This is a genomic window from Idiomarina abyssalis, assembly GCF_900116625.1.
Lineage (GTDB): Bacteria > Pseudomonadota > Gammaproteobacteria > Enterobacterales > Alteromonadaceae > Idiomarina > Idiomarina abyssalis.
Genome location: NZ_FPBE01000001.1, coordinates 993,582 through 1,017,825, shown reverse-complemented (window position 1 = coordinate 1,017,825; position 24,244 = coordinate 993,582). Strand labels below are relative to the sequence as shown.

At 46.7% G+C, this 24,244-nt stretch carries 22 protein-coding genes and 2 tRNA genes; 12 read left to right on the top strand and 12 right to left on the bottom strand.

All coding sequences use genetic code 11. The annotated features are described in order from the left end of the window. The first annotated feature begins 131 nt into the window (after positions 1-131). Positions 132-641: a phosphatase PAP2 family protein gene (locus tag BM359_RS05005; RefSeq protein WP_054490982.1), complete on the top strand. Its 510-nt coding sequence runs from the start codon at positions 132-134 to the stop codon at positions 639-641. Further along, entirely contained in the window at positions 638-1,672 is a 1,035-nt protein-coding gene (locus BM359_RS05000) for a glycosyltransferase family protein (protein ID WP_054490980.1), read from the top strand. Before BM359_RS05005 ends, BM359_RS05000 begins: the two co-directional genes overlap by 4 nt. A gap of 16 nt (positions 1,673-1,688) precedes the next feature. Here BM359_RS05000 and BM359_RS04995 read toward each other — a convergent pair. From BM359_RS04995 to BM359_RS04985, 3 genes are all read right to left on the bottom strand, one after another. Further along, positions 1,689-1,765: transfer RNA gene (locus tag BM359_RS04995), tRNA-Asn, on the bottom strand. A 22-nt stretch (positions 1,766-1,787) separates the two neighbouring features. Beyond that, positions 1,788-1,864: transfer RNA gene (locus tag BM359_RS04990), tRNA-Asn, on the bottom strand. Between the two features lie 718 nt (positions 1,865-2,582). Then, on the bottom strand, positions 2,583-3,770 hold the full coding sequence (locus tag BM359_RS04985) for a pyridoxal phosphate-dependent aminotransferase (protein WP_054491299.1): 1,188 nt from the start codon (positions 3,768-3,770) through the stop codon (positions 2,583-2,585). Positions 3,771-3,903: 133 nt separating this feature from the next. On the opposite strand from BM359_RS04985, the gene BM359_RS04980 reads away from it, so the two are divergent. From BM359_RS04980 to BM359_RS04965, 4 genes are all read left to right on the top strand, one after another. Next, on the top strand, positions 3,904-5,262 hold the full coding sequence (locus BM359_RS04980) for an MATE family efflux transporter (RefSeq protein ID WP_054491298.1): 1,359 nt from the start codon (positions 3,904-3,906) through the stop codon (positions 5,260-5,262). Continuing rightward, on the top strand, positions 5,255-7,288 hold the full coding sequence (uvrB, locus tag BM359_RS04975; protein ID WP_054491297.1) for an excinuclease ABC subunit UvrB: 2,034 nt from the start codon (positions 5,255-5,257) through the stop codon (positions 7,286-7,288). Before BM359_RS04980 ends, uvrB begins: the two co-directional genes overlap by 8 nt. 99 nt (positions 7,289-7,387) lie before the next feature. Continuing rightward, positions 7,388-7,606 carry a DUF2061 domain-containing protein gene (locus BM359_RS04970; protein ID WP_034821866.1) on the top strand — a complete coding sequence of 73 codons (219 nt, stop codon included), beginning with the start codon at positions 7,388-7,390 and terminating at the stop codon, positions 7,604-7,606. Next, a complete protein-coding gene (locus BM359_RS04965) occupies positions 7,536-8,042 on the top strand; it encodes a DUF2919 family protein (protein WP_074930783.1) in 507 nt (168 codons plus the stop codon). The genes BM359_RS04970 and BM359_RS04965 overlap by 71 nt, the downstream gene beginning before the upstream one ends. Here the strand turns inward: BM359_RS04965 and BM359_RS04960 are convergent. The 6 genes from BM359_RS04960 to BM359_RS04935 all read right to left on the bottom strand — a co-directional run bounded on the left by BM359_RS04960 (position 8,029) and on the right by BM359_RS04935 (position 12,083). Next, positions 8,029-8,412, bottom strand: a complete 384-nt coding sequence (locus BM359_RS04960) for a YchJ family protein (RefSeq protein WP_074930781.1) — start codon at positions 8,410-8,412, stop codon at positions 8,029-8,031. The two genes, BM359_RS04965 and BM359_RS04960, sit on opposite strands and share 14 nt — an antisense overlap. Before the next feature lie 43 nt (positions 8,413-8,455). Beyond that, positions 8,456-9,061, bottom strand: a complete 606-nt coding sequence (locus BM359_RS04955) for a DUF502 domain-containing protein (protein ID WP_054491295.1) — start codon at positions 9,059-9,061, stop codon at positions 8,456-8,458. A 48-nt stretch (positions 9,062-9,109) separates the two neighbouring features. Beyond that, the gene (locus tag BM359_RS04950; protein ID WP_054491294.1) at positions 9,110-9,823 is read right to left on the bottom strand and encodes an SIMPL domain-containing protein; all 714 of its coding nucleotides are present in this window, start codon (positions 9,821-9,823) and stop codon (positions 9,110-9,112) included. A 155-nt stretch (positions 9,824-9,978) separates the two neighbouring features. Next, positions 9,979-10,599, bottom strand: a complete 621-nt coding sequence (locus BM359_RS04945; RefSeq protein ID WP_054491293.1) for an outer membrane beta-barrel protein — start codon at positions 10,597-10,599, stop codon at positions 9,979-9,981. A gap of 96 nt (positions 10,600-10,695) precedes the next feature. Further along, positions 10,696-11,379: a DNA-3-methyladenine glycosylase I gene (locus BM359_RS04940; RefSeq protein WP_082332174.1), complete on the bottom strand. Its 684-nt coding sequence runs from the start codon at positions 11,377-11,379 to the stop codon at positions 10,696-10,698. Between the two features lie 14 nt (positions 11,380-11,393). After that, a complete protein-coding gene (locus BM359_RS04935; protein ID WP_054491292.1) occupies positions 11,394-12,083 on the bottom strand; it encodes an aspartate/glutamate racemase family protein in 690 nt (229 codons plus the stop codon). Between the two features lie 225 nt (positions 12,084-12,308). Here BM359_RS04935 and BM359_RS04930 point away from each other — a divergent pair, with 225 nt between their 5' ends. The 6 genes from BM359_RS04930 to BM359_RS04905 all read left to right on the top strand — a co-directional run bounded on the left by BM359_RS04930 (position 12,309) and on the right by BM359_RS04905 (position 20,775). Further along, the gene (locus tag BM359_RS04930; protein WP_054491291.1) at positions 12,309-14,672 is read left to right on the top strand and encodes a TonB-dependent receptor domain-containing protein; all 2,364 of its coding nucleotides are present in this window, start codon (positions 12,309-12,311) and stop codon (positions 14,670-14,672) included. A 77-nt stretch (positions 14,673-14,749) separates the two neighbouring features. Then, the gene (locus BM359_RS04925) at positions 14,750-15,793 is read left to right on the top strand and encodes an alkaline phosphatase D family protein (RefSeq protein ID WP_054491290.1); all 1,044 of its coding nucleotides are present in this window, start codon (positions 14,750-14,752) and stop codon (positions 15,791-15,793) included. Positions 15,794-15,816: 23 nt separating this feature from the next. Then, positions 15,817-16,395 (top strand): transcriptional regulator BetI, encoded by a 579-nt coding sequence (gene betI, locus BM359_RS04920; protein ID WP_034821844.1) that lies wholly within the window; start codon positions 15,817-15,819, stop codon positions 16,393-16,395. A 29-nt stretch (positions 16,396-16,424) separates the two neighbouring features. Next, entirely contained in the window at positions 16,425-17,888 is a 1,464-nt protein-coding gene (gene betB / locus BM359_RS04915; protein ID WP_082332173.1) for a betaine-aldehyde dehydrogenase, read from the top strand. Further along, entirely contained in the window at positions 17,888-19,582 is a 1,695-nt protein-coding gene (gene betA / locus BM359_RS04910; RefSeq protein ID WP_054491288.1) for a choline dehydrogenase, read from the top strand. Before betB ends, betA begins: the two co-directional genes overlap by 1 nt. Then, positions 19,576-20,775 carry a BCCT family transporter gene (locus tag BM359_RS04905; protein ID WP_074930779.1) on the top strand — a complete coding sequence of 400 codons (1,200 nt, stop codon included), beginning with the start codon at positions 19,576-19,578 and terminating at the stop codon, positions 20,773-20,775. Before betA ends, BM359_RS04905 begins: the two co-directional genes overlap by 7 nt. A 15-nt stretch (positions 20,776-20,790) precedes the next feature. Here the strand turns inward: BM359_RS04905 and BM359_RS04900 are convergent, their stop codons facing one another. From BM359_RS04900 to BM359_RS04890, 3 genes are all read right to left on the bottom strand, one after another. Further along, positions 20,791-22,071, bottom strand: a complete 1,281-nt coding sequence (locus BM359_RS04900; protein WP_054491287.1) for an acetyl-CoA hydrolase/transferase family protein — start codon at positions 22,069-22,071, stop codon at positions 20,791-20,793. 110 nt (positions 22,072-22,181) lie between these two features. Beyond that, the gene (gene fghA, locus BM359_RS04895; protein ID WP_054491286.1) at positions 22,182-23,018 is read right to left on the bottom strand and encodes an S-formylglutathione hydrolase; all 837 of its coding nucleotides are present in this window, start codon (positions 23,016-23,018) and stop codon (positions 22,182-22,184) included. A gap of 11 nt (positions 23,019-23,029) precedes the next feature. Next, positions 23,030-24,148, bottom strand: a complete 1,119-nt coding sequence (locus BM359_RS04890) for an S-(hydroxymethyl)glutathione dehydrogenase/class III alcohol dehydrogenase (protein ID WP_054491285.1) — start codon at positions 24,146-24,148, stop codon at positions 23,030-23,032. Between the last annotated feature and the right edge of the window lie 96 nt (positions 24,149-24,244).

The following is a 24,244-nucleotide window of genomic DNA, read 5'->3' as shown; positions in this document are numbered from 1 at the left end:
AACAACAGACAGCGAGCATGGGTTTAGGAGAAAATTCAGACATTGTCATATTTTATTCACGAAACTGATTATTTAGTGTCATAAAGGCTTGGCAAAGTAGCCCCAACTGAAGCCAACTTGGGTTTTCTACCATGGTATTGTTCAGTTATTTACAACGCTTTGATCGTTACTGTTATTGCCTGTTTTCCGGGTTGAGGGCGAAAGATCTTCCCGGACAAATTGCTCTACTGACTTCCCGCAGCGGCGATGGCTATGGATACCTCGCTATTGCTTTAATGGTCTGGATGCTCGATGACAGCGGCGACGAATATTTTACCAGTCTGATATTCGCATTTTCTCTTGAACTTCCTTTTTACTGGATCATGAAAAACAGTTTCCGTCGGCAACGTCCCTGTGAGCGTAACTTGTCTTTTGCGGCGCTTATTGTTGCCAGCGACAAGTTTAGCTTTCCTTCCGGGCATACGGCGGCAGCGGTTTTATTCGCCACGGTTACCTACCACTATTATCCTGCCGCGGGGTTAGCCTGTTTTGGCTGGGCAATGGCTATTGGGGCGTCAAGAGTGGTGGTCGGGGTTCATTATCCGAGTGATATTGTTGCCGGTGTTGCACTGGCTGTCTTAGTTTCGGAACTGACGATATGAAAATTCTTTACGGAGTTCAGGGTACAGGGAATGGTCATTTAAGTCGTTGCCACACATTAGCTCAGTCTTTGACTAAACATCGTAATGTTGAAATTGATTACCTCATATCGGGTCGCCAGCCTTCAGGGCTTTTTGACATGGAGGTTTTCGGTGACTACCAATGGCGTCAGGGCTTGTCGTTTGTCACCGAAAGGGGGAGGCTTCGCCGACGCAAGACATTACTCAATAACCATTGGCGGCAGTTTTGGCAAGATGTGAAAAACTTATCGGTTACCGACTATGACCTGGTAATTACTGACTATGAGCCGGTAACCGCCTGGGCGGCGAAGAAACAAGGCGTGCGCTGTGTTGGTTTGGGCCGACAATACGCTTTTCATGAACCCGATTTGTTTAAACGATTGTCCTGGTGGCAAAAGCAGCTGATTTCATCCTTTGCACCATGTTCAGAACCCGTTGGTATGCATTGGCTGGCTAGTGGCAATGCGATTCCCCCGGTGGTAAGACAGGAAGAAAACGCCTGTGTCGGGTTAATGCAGCGCGTTGTGGTTTACCTTCCTTTTGAGGACCCCCGAGATATTATTGACCAGCTTCAACCCTTGGATAACTATGAGTTCTCGCTTTTTCATCCTAAGGTAGAGCGGAAGTCGTTGGGGCACATCGAATGCTATCCGCCTTCACGTACTGAGTTTGCTCAGCACTTTAGTAAGGCGTCCGCTATTTTGTCGAATGCCGGTTTTGAAACCAGTTGCGAAGCGCTGAGCCAGGGAAAGGCTTTGGCAGTAAAACCTTTAGCAGGCCAGTTTGAACAAAAGTGGAATGCCCGCATATTACAGGAGCATGGGCTGGCTAGTGTCTTAAAACGAGTTGAGACCAGTGACGTTGACAGCTGGCTGGCGCAACGGGAACCTCATAGACTGTACTGGCCTAATGTCGCGGAAACGCTGGCACAATGGATTGCCGATGGCGCAACGCAACCAGTTGCTGAACTCAGTGCAGAGCTTTGGTCCAGAAACGAAAAAACCGACATATAGGCGGTTCTTCTGAATGTGGCTCCCCAGGTTGGATTCGAACCAACGACACATGGATTAACAGTCCACCGCTCTAACCAACTGAGCTACTGGGGATTGGAATAGGCTGGATGTTGTTTGGCTCCCCAGGTTGGATTCGAACCAACGACACATGGATTAACAGTCCACCGCTCTAACCAACTGAGCTACTGGGGAACAACATTCAACGGCTGCGAATATTAAAGCTCATACGCAGGGGTGTCAACTATTCTGCGAAGGTTTTTAAAGGAAAAGGGCTCGGTTGTCGAAAAAGTCAGCAAATTGATTTTTTTAGTCACATCAATGCAAAAAGATGAGCTAATCCTTATCGCTGACAATGTCAAGTAACTGTCAAATTCACATCTATAACATAAGTATTAGCTTTTTCGAGGATCTGATTATCCACAGATATCTGAATGTCGCAGTAGATAAAGGCTACATGATCTTATCCACGGAATCTGTGGATAACCTTGTGTTTAACTCTGTGAAGTCGTAATAATGATGCGGCTTTGAGGGCGATTTCCGTAGTGGTTAAAAAGTAACGATAAAACAAAATCTATATAATAAACAATAGGTTAGTTTATTCTGGTGAATAAATCTTCAGGTTGGTGATCGATTCACCAGTCAATGCGTGAAGAATCAGCAACTTGTGTATTTCTTAGTGAATTTGACTAAAAAACGCGCCAAAAAATCTCATGTTAAATTGAATTATTAGGCTTGACATCGGTCACTTAGATCTGGATCCGATCACTAATGGCAGGAAGGAATTTTTAGTAACTTGTAATAAAAGTATCAAAGTGAAAAGAGTTGGTATTGATGGGATTTATGCTGTAACAAGCGTTCAATTAATAGGGTTTTGGCGCTCATTGTAAAAAATGGCGCCAAAACCTTCATTTTATAAACTTTCTGAGAAACTTTTGATACGTTTAACCGCTTCTTTCAAAACATCCATTCCGGTAGCGAAGGATAAACGGCAATAACCATCCGTGCCAAAAGCCGAGCCTGGCACAAGGGCTACGTTGGCTTGTGTCAGCAGTTTTTCGCACAGTTCAACGTCGCTGCTGACATTGGCTTTAGCCATTAGCTTATCGACCTGAGCAAAAGCGTAAAAAGTACCGTCGCCTGGTACGCAGTCAATGCCGTCAATGCTGTTTAGAGCATCAACCAAATAGTCGTGACGCTCTTTAAATGCAGTCACCATGGTTTTAATACAGCTTTGGTCGCCGTTTAATGCTGCCGCTGCCGCGTACTGGCTAATGCTGGCAGGGTTTGATGTACTTTGTGACTGCATTTTTTTCATAGCAGCAATAATTGGTTTAGGGCCTGCAGCATAACCGATGCGCCAGCCCGTCATAGCGTAAGCTTTGGAGACACCCGTTAGGATAACGGTGCGATCTTTAAGATCTGGAGCCACCATAGGGAAGTTAGCAAAGGGCGAGTCGCTCCAGAGAATATGCTCGTACATATCGTCGGTGGCGATAAGTACATTTGGATAATCACGCAGCACTTCCGCAAGGGCTTCAAGCTCGTTCGCGGTATAAGCTGTTCCGGCCGGGTTGGACGGACTATTGATGAACATTAAACGTGTTTTATCCGTTAGTGCGTTACGCAATTGTTCTGGTGTAATTTTAAAACGTTGGTCTATGCCGGCTTTAACAATAACTGGCGTAGCGCCAACCAACTTGGTCATGTCAGGATACGAAACCCAGTAAGGTGCGGGAATAACAACTTCATCTCCCGGATTTAACCAGGCACTGAGTAAATTGAAAATACTGTGTTTACCGCCGGCTGACACAATAATTTCTGAACGTTGGTAGCTAAGGCTGTTGTCGCGTTTTAGCTTGTTAATAACAGCATCTTTTAGCTCATCGATACCATCAACAGCCGTATATTTGGTCTTACCGTCATGGATAGCCTGAATAGCCGCTTCTTTGATAAAATCTGGTGTATCAAAATCTGGCTCGCCGACGCCCAGACCAATAACATCTTTGCCTTGTTGGCGTAATTCATTGGCTTTTTGAGTCACCGCCAGAGTCGGCGATGGTTGAATCGCATTGATACGATCAGAGAGTTGATAATCCACGTTCAGATCCTGTTTTTCGCAAGGGTTGAAATGCCCATTACTATACGGATCGCAGTGGCTAAAGTCTATTCTCCGTAGCCACAAAGCACAGTCTCATGTACACTATTCGGCTATCGAACTGAGGAGGGATTGAATGGCAGCTGCCGACGCATCAAGAAGTCTTATCAGCGCGCCGGTAGGACAAAAACTCTGGGAAATGACCTGGCCGGTTATTTTCGGTGTGGCTACTCTCATTAGCTTCAATGTTGTCGATACCTTCTTTATCAGTATGCTCGGAACAGACCCTCTCGCGGCTGTCAGCTTTACCTTTCCCGTTACTTTCACCGTTATAAGCCTGGCCATAGGTTTAGGTATAGGAACATCTGCCGTCATTGCCCGTAAATACGGCTCCGACAGGCCGGAAGAGGCTCATTTTGACGGTTTTTCTGCGCTCTCGGTGTCCGCCATATTAGTTGCTGCATTGGCACTCATTGGCTATTTGCTGATGGACCCGGTTTTCAGTTTATTGCAGGCACAGGAACGGCTAATGCCATTGATACGGGAGTATATGACGCTCTGGTATCTGGGCTGCGTGATGTTGGTTACGCCTATGGTTGGGAATGCGGTTCTGCGAGCCGCCGGTGACACACGAACACCATCGCTTATTATGGCTTCCGGTGGGTTGGCGAACACCATTTTCGATCCAATTTTAATTTTTGGGCTAGGGCCTATTCCTGCCATGGGAATTGAAGGTGCCGCTCTTGCCAGTGTTATTTCCTGGTTTAGTGGTGTCTTTTTAGTGTTTTGGTTGCTGCGCAGAAACAAGCTGGTTTCTTCTAAACCGCCGGCCGGACGACCTTTTTTTCAGGCATGGGTTAAGTCAGCCCGCGGTATTTTAAAAATAGGTATGCCGGCAGCCAGCGCCAATATGCTGACTCCATTAGCTATGTCAGTGATGACTGCTATTGTCGCATCTTATGGAGCTCCAGCCGTGGCAGCGTTCGGTGTCGGGTCCCGACTGGAGTCACTGGCCAGCGTCATTATACTGGCGTTGTCTATGTCGTTGCCGCCATTAATTAGCCAGAACTACGGTGCGGATCGTATTGATCGGGTGAAAGAAGCCTATCGAACCGCGTTAAAAGCCGTGCTGGCCATTCAGGCGATCATTTATTTACTGATGCTGGTAACCGCACACTGGATAGCTCAGGTATTTGCTGAAGAGCAAGCGGTTGCCGACATTGTTAAGCTCTTTATTTATATTATGCCGTTGGGGTACGGGTTACAGGGCATTATTATACTGACCAATTCCAGCTTTAATGCTGTGCACCGGCCAATGAACGCGTTGTGGTTAAGTATCATTCGGTTATTTGTTTTATTCGTACCGCTCTCTTATTTGGGGAGTGTACTCGCTGACTTAACCGGTTTATTCATTGGCGGGGTGGTCGCTAATCTGTTTACTGCTGTTATTGCGTATTGGTGGTTTTCACGCGAGTTGAGGAGAGAACGTGGCTAAGAAATTTGAACTGGTTTCTAAATACAAGCCGGCGGGTGACCAGCCCAAAGCCATTGAGTCGCTGCTCGATAATCTGGACGCCGGTCTGGCGCATCAGGTGCTGTTGGGGGTAACTGGTTCAGGTAAAACCTTTACTATGGCGAATGTCATTGAACGTTCGCAGCGTCCTACCTTGATACTGGCACACAATAAAACCCTGGCAGCGCAGCTTTATGGTGAGATGAAAGAGTATTTCCCCAATAACGCGGTGGAATACTTTGTCTCTTACTATGACTACTATCAGCCTGAAGCTTATGTGCCGACAACCGATACTTTCATTGAGAAAGACGCCTCAATTAACGACCACATAGAGCAAATGCGTTTGTCAGCTACCAAAGCTCTGATGGAACGCCGTGATGTGGTTCTGGTTGCGTCGGTATCGGCCATTTACGGCTTGGGTGACCCCGAGTCTTACATGAAAATGATGCTGCACTTGCGTCGTGGCGACATTATCGATCAGCGCGACGTTCTGCGGCGTTTGGCTCAGTTGCAGTATAAGCGAAACGACGCAGCCTTCGAGCGCGGTACTTACCGGGTTCGTGGCGATGTGATAGATATCTTTCCGGCGGAGTCGGAAGAAATAGCGGTGCGTCTGGAGCTGTTTGACAGCGAAGTTGATCGCATTAGCTTTTTCGAGCCTTTAACCGGACAGGTGACGGAAAAAGACGTTGCGCGCGCCACTATTTATCCGAAAACGCATTATGTAACACCGCGAGAAGTGCTGGTTAAAGCCATTGAAAAGATAAAAGATGAGTTGAAAGATCGTCGCGATATTCTGCTTAAGCAAAATAAACTCATAGAAGAGCAGCGGATTAATCAGCGTACGCAGTTTGATATTGAAATGATGCTGGAGCTTGGCTATTGCTCGGGCATTGAAAACTACTCACGCTATTTATCCGGTCGTGCGCCGGGCGAGCCGCCACCAACGTTGATGGACTATTTACCGGATAACGCACTGCTTATCATTGATGAGTCACACGTTACTGTGTCGCAGATTGGCGCTATGTATAAAGGCGACCGCTCGCGTAAAGAAAATCTGGTGGAATACGGTTTCCGTTTACCGTCAGCACTGGATAACCGGCCGCTTAAATTTGATGAGTTTGAGGCTATAGCGCCACAAACCCTGTATGTGTCAGCGACACCGGGCAAGTATGAATTAGAGCGCAGTGGTAATGAAGTGGTTGAGCAGGTTGTCAGGCCGACAGGATTGATTGACCCGCAGATAGAAGTGCGTCCGGTTGCCACCCAGGTGGATGATTTAATGTCTGAAATACGCTTGCGGACAGAGGTCGGCGAGCGGGTGCTGGCGACAACTTTGACCAAAAAGATGTCGGAAGATTTAGCCGACTATCTGGATGAACACGGCATAAAGGTGCGTTATCTGCATTCAGACATTGATACCGTTGAACGTATGGAGATTATCCGCGATTTGCGTCTGGGTAAGTTTGATGTGCTGGTCGGTATTAACTTGCTGCGGGAAGGTCTGGATATGCCGGAAGTGTCGCTGGTCGCGATATTAGATGCGGATAAAGAAGGCTTTCTGCGCTCCGATCGTTCGTTAATTCAGACGATTGGTCGTGCGGCACGTAACGTTAACGGCCGCGCCATTTTATACGCCGACCGTATTACCGGCTCTATGCAACGCGCTATGGATGAAACTGACCGTCGCCGCGAGAAGCAAATTGCTTACAACAAAGAGCACGGTATTACCCCGCAGGGACTGAATAAAGACATTACCGACGTGATGGACTTGGGGCAGGGCTCAGCCAAAGCTCGTAAGAGTAAGGCTGAAAAAGCGCTGGCTGAAGTGGCCTCCGGGTATGATGCCCGCACTGTGGTTGTCAAAGACGCGAAAGCGGTGATGAAAGAAATTGACGCTAAAGAGAAAGAGATGTACAAAGCGGCGCAGAATCTTGAGTTTGAACAAGCAGGTAAACTGCGCGATGAAGTCGCTGAACTGCGTGAACAGCTTAAACGAGCGGTTTAAAAAAAAATGCCCTGCAACGAACAGGGTTATCGCTTTTATCAATTGGCTGTAACAATCTTAATCGGCAATAATTAGTAAGAGTCGAAGTGGGAGATTGTTATGAAAGACGCAGTAAAGACAGTATCATTTGGTATCATGCATTTTACCATCGCCTTTGGCGTAGTCTGGCTAATGACAGGCGATGTCGTGCTTGGTGGTGCTATTGCTCTGATTGAACCTTTAGTGAATACAGTAGGTTACTATTTCCATGAAAAAATCTGGCAGCGAGGCGACAAGCGCCGGGCAGCGATTGGTAGAGAGGGCACGATACCTGGATAAAGAGGGCCGGGCGAGTATACCGCTCTCGCTCCTGCTGGTGCTGTTATTTGAAATGCGCGGTTATGTCGCCGCCATTATTTCTCTGACTTTCGCTGAAGATCGTACCCGACTGCTAAAACTCTTTTATACCAGTTCGGAGCAATTTGGACTGATGCTGCTGGTCGGATTACCGGCGTTAATTGTTCTGCTGGCAACGACCTTTGCTGGTGAAGATGAGCGCAACTGGGCCAATGTATTAATGCGTTTTGCCCAACCCTTGTTATTACTCTCGCTTATTGTCGATGCAACATTAATTCTGTGGATGTTTATTGAACAGCATGGTGCGTTTTCTTTCGGCCGGGCTGGCATTATATTTGGCTGGTTTATTTGTGGTTGGTACTTAATAAATTCCAGGCGTTGGCGGTTCTATCGTCGACATTTAGCTAGTCGTTATTAACACGGCCATTCAGGTAAAACCATTTACCATCTTCTTGCACGAAGTCAGACTGTTCTTCCATAAAAGCTACGTCATTGCCGTCTTTATAAAAAGCCCGGAAATGAACTTGTCCTTTATTCTGGTCAACGCTGGATGAAATGACCTGCAGTTTAAGCCAATTTGGAGAGTCACTTAAGTCGAGCAACGGCGGGCGCGAGCTACTGTGCCAGGTGGCTTCTAAATAACTGGCCAGGCGGCCGACAAAGGCACTGTAGCGCGAACGCATAAGTGCTTCCGGAGACGGGGCTGTTGCCTCTCCGCTATGGTAAGCGTAGCAACAATCCTGATAGGTTTTATCTAAGCCGCAAGGGCAGGGTTCTGTCATTTTCATAGCGCGAACTTTACCAGTACGCGCTATGATTTCAACTGCAATTTTAGTCGGTTTTACCCGAATGGTTCTTACCCAGTCCGCCACTGATGGTTAACTGTAAGGCATCAGCTGGTTTCATGGTCAGTGACTCAACGCAGTCACCCGGAACAATCACCATATAACCGCCTACGTTATAACTCATGGGTAAGAACACGGCGACCTGGTCTTCTTTCATGAGTTCGGACAGGCGATCGCCTTTAATGCCACTTTTTTTAGTAACAATGCCAATAAGTCGTAAGTTACTACCGGGCAGGGTAACCAGTACAACTGATTCTTCAGCAAAGTTCTTACCTGACATCATCTCGAACACATCATTAATTGTGCCGTATAAGCTGCGCAACAAAGGCAGTCTATTCATCAGTTTGCCGGGTAGTTGCCATAGTGAATCAATAAAATTCCAACGAGAGCTGAAACCAATAAGAAGTGCAATCGCTAAAAAGCTAATAAAAGCCAAACCAGGGAAGTAAGATGACTCACCGAGTAACGTTGTCCAAATTGGCTTCAGCCAGGTCTCTATTGTGACTAACAGCCATTGTAATAAGGCAAAAGTCACGACAATGGGCAGTAAAATAGCTAACCCTTTAAACAAATACTGTAAGGTTCTTTTCATTATCCGGCCCTTGTGGCGTAAATTGAGTCACATTGTGAAAGTAATAGCTTAATCGGACAAGTAATATTCTATGGTGGATACTACCCGTACTTTTTTCAGGTGAGGGTTATGACGGTCGCGTGCACTGATACTAAACTGCCCCTGTCGAGCCTGCTTTATTTTGCCCAGTTCAGAGTTAGAGTCTAAGGCAAACTTTTCGGCTACCTCCCGCGCTTTTTTGGTCGCTTCTTCTATCATTTCAGGTTTTACTTCGTTTAAGCGCGTAAATAAATAGTCCGGTTGGGCCTGATAGCTATCGGTAGTAAAGACAATACCTTCTTTACCCAGCTCGCCAAGAAGACTCATAACACCACGAACCTGCTCAACGTTCTCGGAATAGACCGTAATAGCTTTTGTGGCTGTATAGCGAAACTCTGCAGGCTGTGAAGAACCGTAACTTCGTGCCGATTTATCCGTGATAGAAGGCGCTGACGAGGAAATTTCATCCCGGTTAATTCCTTTGCTTTGCAGAAACTCAATGACCTTCTGATTGGATTCTTCAATGGTTTGATAAATAGCGGTTAAATCATTACTGGCAGTTGTAAATTGAATGGGCCAGATAACGGTGTCAGCAAGGTACTCACGCTCTGACAGTCCTTTTACAGTAACAGTGCGTTCCATCGACTTATGCTCAAGTGCTGCATTTGAGCCAATCACAGCAATAATGGCGAAGCTGATGATCAGTGAAATACCGAGTATCAGAGTGTTTTTAGTTGAGCTCATCGAAATCCTCAAGGTTCTTTGAAAAAGTGACTTGTAGTAAAAGTTAGTCGTGCAACTCTGTGCCACTTATTTATAGGCGATAGACGAGAATTTTTCCAGGGCGTACTTGGCCCTGCTGCAGTTTAGACAGCAGGGACGGGGCTAGCTTTAGTGAATTAAAATGAATAACGAACGGTTGCGCTTAGACTATCAATATCAAAGTCCTGAGTTTCTCTATGGGTTTCATAACCAAGACCGAAAGAGAAGTTTTTTGTAACATGATAGAAAGCTGAAAGGTTAAAGCGAATAAGTTCTTCGTCAAACGCAACGTAATCAAGTTTCGTATCGATTTCAACGTTTGGCGTCAGCATAGAGCGAAATCCAATGCCTACACCCCATGTTTTGTCGGAGCCCGACTCCGAAAGTCCAAAAGCTGAAGCCTCGCTCTCAACATGTTCAAAAGACACTGTCGCATACAAATCCGTTGTTTTTGTTAAGTGTTTGTACGAGCCTATACCTGCTGACAGAAAGTCGATGTCTAAATCGAAATTAGAGTCGTCATTCGAGACAGAGTCGAAATCTGCAAATACAAAAAGGTTATCTAAGACAACCATATCTGGGTCGATAGCGGCTGAACCGCCGACTCTGAATCCATCAAAAGAAAGATCATCGACAACTCCGTCAACACCAACATCGGTATCAAGATAAGAGGCATCAACTTTATTCCAGTTAGGGGATTCGGCTAAAACAACACCCGGTAAGCTCAGCATTAACAATGCAACAACAGCTTTTCTCATAAATCTCTCCTTGTTTGAGAAAAGCGGGCAATATACCTTTAATAACTAAGTACTTCAATTTGCTTATATTTAACCTTCATGTAGATTAACTGATGCCTAATCTCCAACGCAGTAAGACAAAATTCGTGACAAATGGCTATAGGGCAGTTGGGTTTGTTCGTGCCAGTGGTTAAACGCGCTTTGTGCCTGTTTCAGACCTTTTTGGCTGGTGGGGGAGGCATCTATTAACTTGTAATTGGTTAATGCGGTGACAACGTCATTGGACATAATAAAACCGTCCCAGCCAAGCTCGCGCAGAACGTATTGTGGAGTAACGCCGCCCAGCCGAGATCCGTTCTTTTTAAGGTAGTGCAGCAATTCTGCTTGCCGGTTTGATGGCCACTGCGCTAAGAACTTACCAAAGCTGCCGTACTCTTCGGATACTTCAACAATCATACGGGCGTTGGCTGGAACGGTATTTATTTTTTGCTGGTTGCGAACAATACGTTCATCTTTTGACAGTTCTTCTAGTACTTCTGGCGGCACCTGTTGCCAGTAAAGCGGAACAAAACCTTTAAAAGCTTCCTCAAAACCCGGCCATTTCGCCTCAATAATTCGCCAGACAAAGCCCGCCCGAAAAATACAGCGGGTAATAGTAGCAAGTACCTCCCGGTCTTCGAGTTGTTCTAATTGGGTTACGGACGATACTTTAGGCAGGCGTGCAAGCATCGCACTTTCGCCACCTTTACGCTGGCAGGCTCTGTCATAGAAACGAGAAAAGTTGATTGTTATATCGGTCATGGTCTTCCTGCTTTTTAATCTAGCATCCAGTCTGCAATGGCGCGGCAATGAAGTTCGGTGGTATCGAACAATGGCAGGGCAGAATGTTCTTGTTGAACCAGCAGACCAATTTCAGTGCAGCCTAAAATAACGCCTTGTGCGCCTTGCGCTGCCAGATCTTCAATAATTCTTAGGTACTGTTTGCGCGCGCTATCAGTAAATTGGCCATGGCACAGTTCTTTAAAAATAATGTTGTCGACTGTATTGCCGTCACTTTCACCGGGTATCAGTACCTTAATGTTTTGTTGTTCAAGGCGCTCTCTATAAAACGGTTGCTGCATGGTGAAGCGTGTACCCAGCAACCCAACCTGGTTAACGTTGTTTTGTTTAAGGTGCTCCGCCACGGCGTCGACAATGTGCAATAAAGGCAGTTTAACGGCATCTTCAATCTGTGGAGCCACTTTGTGCATCGTATTTGTTGCTATAACAATACTTTCAGCACCCGCTTTTTCCAACTGCCGGGCTTTGGCAATAAGAGCTTGTGTAGCTGCATCCCAGTCACCCTTACTTTGCATCTCTTCAATAGGCGCAAAGTCGAGGCTGGCCAGAAGAATTTCAGCACTGTGCAAGCCTCCCAGGCGCTTATTTATTAGCTGGTTCAAACGCTTATAATAAGTGCTGGTTGATTCCCAGCTCATGCCACCAATAATGCCGACTGTTTTCATTAAAGCCTCCGCAACCGTCTTTTAAACACAGCCTACCTTAGTTTCTAAAGCAAGTTAACGCAGAGTTTAGATGAAAAATATCTAATTTATATTGCATTTATTTTAATTGAACGGTCAATTAACTAAGTTTTATTTTAATTGAATGATCAATTAACCTTAACGCCGTTGTCACATTAGCCCCATACATTAAGGAACTTCACTACAACACAAGAAACAGGAACTTTTATGAAAACTTATGTGCCTATGAAGCAAAGCTTAATCGCACTATCTGTACTATCAGCATTATCTGCTACCTCCCTGCCAGCAATGGCGCAAGACACTCAAGATCAGCAAGCAGAAGAAGAAAAAGAACAAATGGAAGCCATTGTGGTTACTGGCCGCAGTGTTTCTTATGCGAATAACGCCGCTTCTGCAGAAATGAAAAAGCAACAAACGTCTATGACCAGCGCTTTGGCAATGGTTGATAACTTACCTGGCGTTTTGGTAAACGAAGGTGACCCGTTCGGCTCTGATGAATGGTCAACCAGCATCTCAATTCGCGGTTTCCAGTTAGATTTAGAATCTCAGCAAATTGGTATGACTGTAGATGGTATTTCTAACGGCAACTCAAACTACGGTGGTGGTACTAAAGCCAGCCGTTACATTGACACTGAAAACTTACGTGGCACGGAAGTTTCTCAGGGTACAGCTGACATTAGTTCTCGTTCAAACGAAGCTTTGGGCGGTACCTTGAACTTTACGACTATTCGTCCTGCGTACGAAGAACAGTTTACCGTTAGCACCACGATTGGCGAGCATAACGCACAAAAATTGTATGCACGTTACGATACTGGCGAAATTGCTAAAGACACATACGCGTGGTTCTCTCTTTCGAGCCAACAAAACGATGACTACATGGATGGTTCGGTAACCAATACGCGTGACCATGCTGAAGGTAAAATTATCAGTCGTGTTGGTGACGTAGATTTAACGGGTTACGTGAGTTACGACGACGCTCAGGAATATACCTATCAACGAGTTTATGGTTTAGCACAGTATGAACAGAACTCTGAATGGGACGGCCTGACTGAAGACTGGACAGGCATTCCTTATCAAGACCAAGCATGGCGTGAAGGTTGGGTAACTGAACGTGAAAACTTGTTTGGTTACCTAAAAGCCGACTTCATGCTGGGTGAAGTGGATGTCAGCACTAACGTTTACTATCACGAAAACGAAGGTGCTGGTAAGTGGATTCCATATTACATCGCTGATGTTACCGACGACGGTGCAGGAAACCCTCACTCGGAACTGGACCCTTCAACCACAGCTTACGGCGGTTCTTCACAAGGTTTTATCTATTTTGTTAACCGCGACGGCCAGTCATTATCACCTGAAGCAGGCTGCGAGAGCTCAATTGGCTACCCTTATGGCGGTGGCGGAGCCGAAGTAGACCCTGGTTGCTATGAGCAAGGCGCTATGCCGGTCAGTTCGCATCGCCATACTCACTACGAAAAGCAACGCTACGGCGTCAATGGTGATTTTGTATGGGATACCACAATTGCCGGTATGGCAAACACCTTGCGTGGTGGTTTCTGGTACGAAGATTACCAGCGTGATGAGTACCGTGACTGGCATAAAACCATTGATGCAGCAGCGAGCCCGCGTCCTGAAAGTAACCCTTACTGGGTTCAGTACAGCCGTGAATTCCCGGTCGAAACTTTGATGTACTACATTGAAGACGAGATTGATGCCGGATTTGCGAAATTCCGTCTGGGTGCGAAGAAGTTTGATGTTGAGGTTTCAAAAGAAGATCAGTTTAACCCTGACAACAACCTGAGTGTATCGTCGGACTCGGATGCTTTATTGTCAGCTGGTTTTGTTGCGCCTCTGCCGGTTAACGGAATGGAAGTGTTCGGTGGTTATGCTGAAAACTTTGCAGCCGTTAAAGATGCTGTACTAGAGCGTGATGATACGGATGTAAGCCAGGTTGAACCGGAAACGGCAGACAATATTGACTTAGGTTTACGTTATTCAACACCGGGTTTCAATGCGAGCTTAACTTACTATGACATTAGCTTTGAAAACCGTATTACCTTTGTTAGTAACGAAGACGTTGACGGTATCGACTTCTTAGAAGCGGCTGCCGGCGGTTATGTTAATACAGGTGGTATTGAGTCAAATGGTGTTGAGGCATCGTTGGATTACAACATCAGTGATAACTTGGGTGTTTATGTGTCTTACACAAAAAATGACTCAACCTATACTGATGAAGCGTTCCGCGGCAATACGGTATTGGGCAGTGCTCAGGACATGGCCGTTGTTAGCTTCGATTATACCAAAGAAGACTTCTATGCCGGTTTTAGCACCAAGTATGTTGGTGAGCGTTTCTTAGACCAGGCGAACACTCAGGAAAGCGACTCTTATGTTGTGAGTGACCTGTATATAGGTAAGACGCTTTACTCCAACAATGATGGTGCAATTGACAGTCTAGAACTGAGCTTCACTATCAACAATGTCTTTGATGAAGACTACCTGGGTACTATTGCTCCGGGGGCAGGTTGGATTGGTGCGCCACGCACGGCAGCACTAAATGCTAAGTTTGTATTTTAAAACTACCCCGAACCACATGCGGTTAACGCCGCATGTGGTTGCTTTAGTAGCAAGCAACAACAAGGTAATCAATACACATGTATAAACTATTAGCACTATCCACATTATTACTGAGTGGTTCTGTTTTTGCTGATGCACCCGGCCGGATTTTATTTGGTTCATGTTCGCATCAGGACAAAGACATTCCCATTTTTAACAGCATTATTGAAGACGACCCCGAAGTTTTTGTGTTTCTTGGGGACAATGTCTATGGCGACACCGAAGACATGTCAGTGTTGCAGAATAAATATGAAAAACTGGGCTCTAAGCCGGGTTTTAAAGAACTAAAAGAGCAAGCAGAGCTCATCGCTATTTGGGATGATCATGACTACGGTGCGAACGACGCCGGCAAGGATTACCCTAAAAAAGAAGCGTCAAGAGATATCATGCTCGACTTTTGGGGTGAGCCGGAGAGCTCTCCGCGTCGCACTCGTGAAGATGGTATTTACACCTCATACACCTACGGTGAGGGCGAAGAAAGCATTCACGTAATTTTGCCCGATTTGCGTTGGAACCGGGATGATATTGCCCACGTGACGCGTGAAGAGTATGCAAACGAACGCAAACCGAAAAACATGGGGCCTTATAAAGTTCACAGCGACCCTAACGCCAGTATGATTGGCGAAAAACAATGGCAGTGGCTGGAAGAACAGTTACAAAAGCCGGCGCGTATTAAAGTCATTGGCTCCAGCTTACAGCTTTTAGCTGATTTTACTGGTTGGGAGTCGTGGGCGAATTTCCCCTCTGACCGCCAACGTTTGTTTAATCTTATTAAAAAACATAAGGTTAATGGTGTTATCTTGATAAGCGGCGACACCCACTGGGGTGAAATCAGTTACTACGACGAAGATTTAGACTACCCACTATGGGAAGTTACGTCATCAGGACTGACTCAGGAGTGGAAAGACGTTAGCCCCAATAAACACCGCATCGGTCAGTTTATCAATAAGGTAAATTATGGTGCGCTGGACGTTGACTGGGAAAAAGACGATCCGGTTGTGACTCTTGGACTTTACGATGAAGCAGGTGATGTAGTTAACGAGCATCGCTTCAGGCTGTCAACGCTGGAACCTTACGAATAAAAATTAAACCATGTGAGAAAGCTATGCCAAAAGTAGGAATGGAATCAATGCGGCGTCAGCAGTTAATCGATGCCACCATCGATGTGGTTGCTGACGTAGGCTTACGAGGAGCAACCATAAACTTGATTTCGCGCAGGGCGGGGATGTCGTCCGGTATCATCAGCCATTATTTTGGCGGTAAGCAGGCGCTAATTGAGGCCTCTGTGCGGTATTTGCTTTCTCAGCTCAAAATGGAGCAGTCACCGGATAATCCGTATGACCGCTTGATGAAAATTGTTGATTTGAACTTTTCTGATGTGCAACAGGCAGATTCAAGCACAAAAACCTGGTTAAGCTTTTGGGGGCAGTCAATGCATGACGCTGACTTATATCGCTTACAGGAGCTGAATAAGCGCCGGCTTGTGAGTAATTTGCGTTACAGTTTCAAGCAACTACTGAATCCCGAAAGTGCGCGTGAGGCAGCGGAAGTGACGGCCGCGTTAATTGATGGTTTTTGGTTGCGCTGTGCATTAAGCCGGGCAAATGAAGAGAAGTTCAGTCAGGCAAAAAAATACTGCAAAAAATACATTAATGGTGTGCTGGAACAGCACGGTGTCAGTTAAACCATTGCCAAATTATAAGGGAGTTATCGTTGTCCTCTACATTACTTAAAAACTTTATTCATGGGCGTTACGTCGACGACAGTAACCATGAATACTTTGACGTGATCAACCCAGGTACCGGGAAAGTGATTTACACCGTAGAGTCGGCAGGAGAGTCGCTGTTGGAAGACGCGGTGGAAAGTGCTCAAAGAGGGTTTGAGGTTTGGTCACAAACCCCTGCAATTGAGCGAGCCCGAGTATTACAACGTGCAGCGACGATTCTACGAGAGCGCAATGACGAGTTGGCAAAGCTTGAAGTGCTGGATACCGGTAAGCCCTGGCAGGAAGCTGTTGAAGTTGATGTTCAGACTGGATCGGATGCTATCGAGTATTTTGGTAATTTATGCCCGTCAATGATGGGCGAGCAACAAAGTGTCGGTAACGACTTCTTTTACACACGGCACGAGCCTTTAGGTGTCTGTTTTGGTATTGGCGCCTGGAACTACCCGTTGCAAATTGCTTGCTGGAAAGCGGCTGCGGCCCTTGCTGCAGGTAATAGTATGATTTTCAAGCCGTCCGAAGAGACACCTCGTGGCGCGGCGATGTTGGCAGAAATATTTATCGAAGCAGGCGTACCGGAAGGCGTATTTAACGTGGTGCATGGCGATGGTGTTGTCGGTAATTATCTGGTTCAGCATCCGTCAATTGCGAAAGTGTCGCTGACAGGTGAAGTAGGCACGGGCAAAAAGGTAATGGCCGCGGCGGCAGGTACCCTGAAGAATGTGACCATGGAACTGGGCGGTAAATCACCGCTGATTGTCTTTGACGATGCTGACATTGATGAAGCGGTAACTGGTGCCATGATGGGCAACTTTTACACCCAGGGCGAGGTCTGTACCAATGGCACTCGGGTCTTCGTGCACAAAGACTGTTACGACACTTTTATGGAGCGTTTATTAGAACGCACCAAGAACAATATCGTAGTCGGCGATCCTATGGAGCCTGAAACCAACCTGGGCGCGCTAATTTCTGAAAATCACCTGCATAAGGTCATGGCTTATATTGAGCTTGGCAAAGAGCAGGGCGCTACTCTGGCATTTGGTGGCGAAAGATTAACGCCTGCGGGCTGTGAGAATGGCTATTTTATTGGCCCCACTATTTTTACTGACTGCACGGACGACATGCGCATTACGCGCGAGGAGATTTTTGGTCCGGTGATGTCCGTTCTGACCTTTGAAACGGAAGAAGAGGTCATTCAACGAGCTAACAATACCGATTACGGACTGGCAGCTGGTATTTTCTGTCAGGACTTGCGCAGAGCTCATCGTGTCATCGCTCAGCTGGAAGCCGGTATTTGCTGGATTAATGCCTATGCTAATTCGCCGGTAGAGATGCCGGTAGGTGGTTACAAGCAATCGGGTATTGGTCGTGAAAACGGTGTGGAAGCACTTAAGTCTTATACTCAGACAAAATCAATTTATGTCGGAATGGATAAGCTGGAAGGTCCATTCTAATGACAGTGAATGAGAAATTCGATTACATCATTGTGGGGGCGGGTTCGGCCGGCTGTGTGCTGGCCAATCGGTTAACAGAAGATCCGGATGTCTCGGTATTGTTATTAGAGACTGGCGGCTCAGACAAAAGCATTTTTATTCAGATGCCAACCGCGCTGTCGATTCCGATGAATACGAAAAAGTACGCCTGGCAGTTCCATTCGGAACCTGAGCCTTACCTGAATAATCGCGAAATGCATTGCCCCCGGGGCAAGGTTCTTGGTGGTTCCTCGTCGATTAACGGCATGGTTTATGTTCGCGGTCATGCGCGGGACTTTGATGAGTGGCAAGAGCATGGTGCTGAAGGCTGGGACTACCAGAATTGCCTGCCGTATTTTAAAAAGGCAGAAGACTGGGCTTTTGGTGCCGATGAATACCGTTCGAAAGGTGGCCCTTTGGCGGTGAATAACGGAAACAACATGCAAAACCCGTTGTACAAAGCCTTTATTAAAGCCGGAGTAAATGCCGGCTATATGGAAACCAATGATTATAACGGTTTTCAGCAAGAAGGTTTTGGTGCCATGCATATGACCGTGAAAAATGGTGTGCGCTGGTCCGCTGCTAATGCGTATTTAAGGCCAGCTATGAGCAGACCTAACCTGGCAATAAAAACCGGGGTTCAGGTCAGTAAAGTGCTGCTGGAAGACAAGCGGGCTATTGGCGTCGAGCTTTATGAGAAGAACAACACTGCTCGCTTTTTTGTGAATAAAGAAGTGCTTTTAAGTGCAGGTTCCATTGGTTCTCCGCATATTCTGCAGCTATCGGGTATTGGTAACAACGAGACTTTATCTGCAGCAGGCATTGAAACTCAGCATGAGCTGCCTGGTGTCGGGGAAAACTTGCAGGACCATCTGGAGTTTTATTTTCAGTATCAATGCAAAAAGCCGCTGACGCTGAACAGTAAGCTAGGACCTCTGAGCAAGTTGGCTATTGGTGTACGCTGGATTTTATTCAAAACCGGCTTGGGCGCAACGAATCATTTTGAGTCCTGCGGTTTTATTCGCTCGAAAGAAGGTGTTGAGTGGCCGGATCTGCAATATCATTTTCTGCCGGCAGCCATTCGCTACGATGGTAAATCTGCTTTTGAAGGGCATGGTTTTCAGTTGCACATTGGGCACAATAAACCTAAAAGCCGTGGTTGGGTTAAAGTGAAAAGCTCGGACCCTTTTACCTCGCCTCAGATTCAATTCAATTATTTGCAGCACCAGGACGACATTGAAGCATTCCGAGCCTGCGTAAGATTATCCCGCGAGATTATTGCTCAACCGGCAATGGATGAATACCGCGGCCAGGAAATACAGCCCGGAAAAGACATTGTGACCGATGAGCAGATAGATGCTTTCGTGCGTGATGCCGTAGAAAGTGCTTATCACCCCTGCGGCAGTTGTCGTATGGGTGCCGAAGATGATGACATGGCAGTGATTGACTCACAAATGCGTGTGCGGGGCTTGCAAGGACTTAGAGTTATTGACTCGTCGGTTTTCCCAACGATTCCAAACGGCAACCTGAACGCGCCAACCATCATGGTCGCGGAGCGAGCGGCTGATATCATCAAGCATCAGAACTTGCCGAGAGCTGAAGTTGATGTTTATAAAGACCCGCAATGGCAACAGCGTCAGCGCAGTGGTGAGGCCAAGCGGAGCACGTCATGTTAACTCTTGTCAGTATTGGCATGCTGTTTTTCATGGCCATGGTGGTCTTTATTGTTATGCGCTGGGGGCGGCTGAAACTTAACGGTCGCTACCCAGTGTCTACTCTGACATTCATTGCCATTTTGTTTACCTCGGGTCTGGATGTGGGGCTCATCATGTTTCCGCTGACAGAGTTCCCGGTTTACGCCGATATAAAAGAAAACAGCGAGTACGCTTTTGCCAACCCTTTGGCTATTGAGTTTGGCTTCTGGGGTTTTCTGGTCTGGGCCATTTACTTTGTCACTTGTTTTTATTTCTGTGCAATTGAACCCAAAGTAAAATTCTTTGAGATTACCTGGGTTAAGTGGATTAATAACATCGTGATAATTGGCACCTGTGCTTTTACCGCGCATTTGTTATTTGCCAACTTAAGCTGGTATCTACCCAGTATTGCGGTCAGCGAAGGCTTCCCCTGGTACTATGCGCTGATTGTCGGCGGCACCATTTTATTTGCGGTGTACTCAAGTACCGAGCTTAAGTTTGTTAAGATTCTTAGCTTGTCATCTGGTGGGCTGTTCTTTGCGTTAATTCTTGGGCTCGGCAGTATCGCCTTACTGTCTGACAATGTTTCTGCGCCTGATTATTTTAGTACCTTACCCTTATTGACCGACTACTTTGAACATCTACACCGGTTTGTTCTGCCGATTAATGATTACCATGCGTTTTACCTGTTCTGGTGGTTTGCCTGGAGCATTATGATTGGTCAGTTCACTGCGCGCTTTGTTGGTAACATGCGCACCATCTGGCTGTTCTTAGCCATGCTGATATGGCCGTCATTGTCCATTGGTCTCTGGTTTAGTGTTTTATACTTATTCCACTTAAAAGGACTGGATACTTCCGGATTCATTAATCTGGCGATGGTGTTTGTTGGAATTGTTTTCGTGATCAACTCGCTGGACTCTTTAATCCGGCTTTACTCCGACAATCTAAACTTGACGGTGGCGCGTTTTGGCAAACAAAAGTATATGGCCTTACACGCCTTTTTGATGATGTCATTGACTGTATTATTTAGTGTTCAGTTTATAAAAATTCAGTGGGTTGGTGCGTTGGTTATTGGTATTGGTTTGTGTTGCTTTGTTTACATAGCGCTTGGTAAGCAACAGCAGCCGCTGCCTAAAACTGAGGCATTGGTACCGTTGCCTACGAAGAAGAAGTAACCTGATGCCATTGCATCAGGTTATGTTCAGTCCCCAATCGTTATAAGCTGCTTGTGCCAGCTCATCCCGGAACTTAGGGTCGGCAATATGAATCAGTTCGCGCGCGCGTTCACTCATACTCTTGGCGCGTAAGTTAGCGACACCATGTTCAGTGACAATATAATGCACATGGGCGCGTGTGGTAACCACGCCGGCACCCGGAGCAAGCAGTGAACTAATGCGCGACACTGTTCCGCCACAGGCTGTAGAAGGCAGAGCTATAACCGAACGCCCGCCTTCCGACAAGCTGGCGCCGCGAACAAAGTCCATTTGGCCGCCGACGCCCGAGTATATTTTAGTGCCAATAGAGTCTGCGCAAACCTGACCGCTCAGGTCGACCTGAAGGGCGCTGTTTATGGACATAACTTGCTTATTTTGGCGAATAACCGAGGTGTCATTGGTGTACTCAACATCAAGGAAAAAAACTTCCTGGTTGTCATCAACAAAGTCATAAAGTGCCTGAGAACCCATCGCAAAAGTGGTGACAATGCGGCCACGGTGCTTACGCTTGCGGCTGTTGTTTATGACGCCACGCTCAACCAGCGGTAATACGCCGTCAGAGAACATTTCGGTGTGAATGCCTAAGTCTTTGTGATGATGAAGACAGGCTAAAGTCGCGTCTGGTATTGCGCCAATACCCATTTGCAAACAGTCCCCGTCATTAATAAGGCCGGCAACGCGCTCGCCAATTTTTTGTGTCACTGGGTTTTGTGGTGGCTGGTTGTGCAGTGGAATAGGAGCCGCTTCTTCGTAAAAACGGTCAAACCGCTTTAACGAGACTAACGCATCGCCGTGCGTCCGTGGCATGTTGGGGTTTATCCAGGCAACCACTTTTTTTGCAACTTGCAGTGCGGCCCGGGTTGCTTCAACTGAAATACCTAAACTGCAATTACCGTGTTTATCCGGTGGTGACACCTGAATGATTGCGGCATCCAATGGCTGTTCGCCAGAGCGAAACAGCTTGGGAATTTCAGAGAGAAAAATAGGGACATAGTCGGCTAGCCCTTGGTTCACCGCCTGCCGAGTTGAGGCCCCAACAAAGAAAGCACGTTGGCGAAGATGTCCTTTAAGCTCAGGGTCACAGAGTATCTCGCTGTACTCTGTATGCAACTGTAACAACGTCAGGTCTTTACGCTGTGTAGCTACCTCTTTCAGACCTTCAAGAAGTTTATAAGGGGTGGCAGCCATCGACTGGCACCAGATGACATCGCCATCATTGAGAATTGACAGGGCTTCTACCGCTGAGTTTACCTTCATTACTGCTTCCTTTTTAAGCGAGAAGTATTGAGCGAGATCAGAAGTATAACCGTTTAACGAATAGGGGTATTTACCCAGTAAGTAATACCTACTGGGTTTCTGGAGTTTTGTTAAGCGGTGAGGTACTTCGCATGGAAGCGAAGCTGAGCTTCGATAAATGACGAGATGAAGTAATAGCTGTGGTTGTAACCATCGTGTAAATGAACCGTACCGCCGCCGTTAACTTCGCTAATGGCGTCTTTTAAGTTCTCAGGTTTTAACTGTTCGTCTAAAAATCCGTCAGCTAAGCCCTGATCAACTCGAATTGGGAGTGTCTGACCTTTAGATTTGATGATCTCAACAGCGTCGTATTGCTTCCATTGTTCGCGATCATCGCCCAAATACGCGCTAAAGGCTTTTTCGCCCCAGGGGCATTGTGTTGGGTTGGTAATCGGCGAGAATGCCGAAATACTGGTGTAGCGGTCACTGTTACGTAAGCCAATAACTAAAGCTCCGTGTCCGCCCATGGAATGACCGGCAATAGCGCGCTTGTCATTAACTGGCAGTTCCGCTTCGACCAACTCTGGCAGCTCTTTCACAATGTAGTCGTACATTTGATAATTCGACTTCCACGGCTCTTCAGTCGCGTTGACGTAAAAGCCTGCACCTAAACCTAAGTCGTAAGCGCCGTCTGAATCGTCAGCTACATCGTCTCCACGCGGGCTGGTATCGGGAATAATTAAGGCAATACCCAGCTCTGTGGCTACCCGCTGTGCGCCGGCTTTGGTGGAAAAATTTTCATCAGTGCAGGTTAAGCCCGATAGAAAATAAACCGCCGGAACCTCTGTTTTCTCTGCGCGTAATGGCAAAAAGACACTGAACTGCATAGTGCAGTTCAGTACTTCAGAGTCATGTTCAAAACGCAGCTGACGACCGCCAAAACAGCGAGTTTCGCTAATTTGTTTCATCACTGGCTCCATTAATAATGAATGACCGAGCGAATCGACTTGCCTTCGTGCATTAGGTCGAACGCTTTATTAATGTCTTCTAACGGCATGGTATGGGTAATAAAGGTATCCAGGTCAAACTTACCGTCCATGTATTGTTGAACATAGTCAGGCAGTTCAGTACGGCCTTTAACGCCACCAAAGGCACTGCCACGCCATACGCGACCAGTAACTAGCTGGAACGGACGGGTGGAAATTTCTTCACCGGCTGCTGCCACACCAATAATAACGGACTCGCCCCAACCTTTGTGGCAGCACTCTAACGCAGCGCGCATAACGTCCACGTTACCAATGCACTCAAATGAGAAGTCGACACCACCGTCGGTCATATCAACAATGACTTCCTGAATGGGTTTGTCATATTCGGTTGGGTTCACAAAGTCGGTTGCGCCCAATTCTTTCGCAATTGCTTTTTTGTCGTCGTTCACGTCAATGGCAATAATGCGCGACGCTTTAGCTTGTACCGCACCAATAATAGCGGCCAGACCAATACCACCAAGGCCAAATACCGCAACCGTGTCGCCTTCCTGCACATTGGCGGTGTTTTTAACGGCGCCCATGCCGGTAGTCACACCACAGCCAAGCAGGCACACCTTTTCAAGCGGTGCTTCTTTTGGAATTTTCGCCAGTGAAATCTCTGGTAGAACGGTGTATTCAGAGAAAGTCGACGTACCCATGTAGTGATAAATAGTCTCGCCGTCTTTTGAAAAGCGGCTGGTACCGTCCGGCATTAAACCTTTGCCCTGAGTGGCACGAACCGCCTGACACAGGTTGGTTTTACCCGAGGTACAGAACTTACATTCACCACATTCTGCAGTGTATAAAGGAATAACATGGTCACCGACTTCAACTGAAGTAACGCCTTCGCCGACAGATTCAACAATACCGCCGCCTTCGTGGCCTAATACGGAAGGAAAAATGCCTTCAGGGTCTTTACCTGACAAGGTGTAAGCGTCTGTGTGGCAGACACCAGTGGCAATAATTCGAACGCGAACTTCGCCTTTTTTCGGTGGTGCAACGTCAATGGTTTCTTCTTTCAGTGGTTCGCCCGGACCCCAGGCAACCATAGCGCGTGACTTAATTGTTTCCATGATGTTTCCTTTTAGACAGTTAATTTAATTACGTATAAGCGTAGCCTAAGTTTAACTTTTTCTCATAAGCAGGTAATCTACTGTTTTTACAAATTA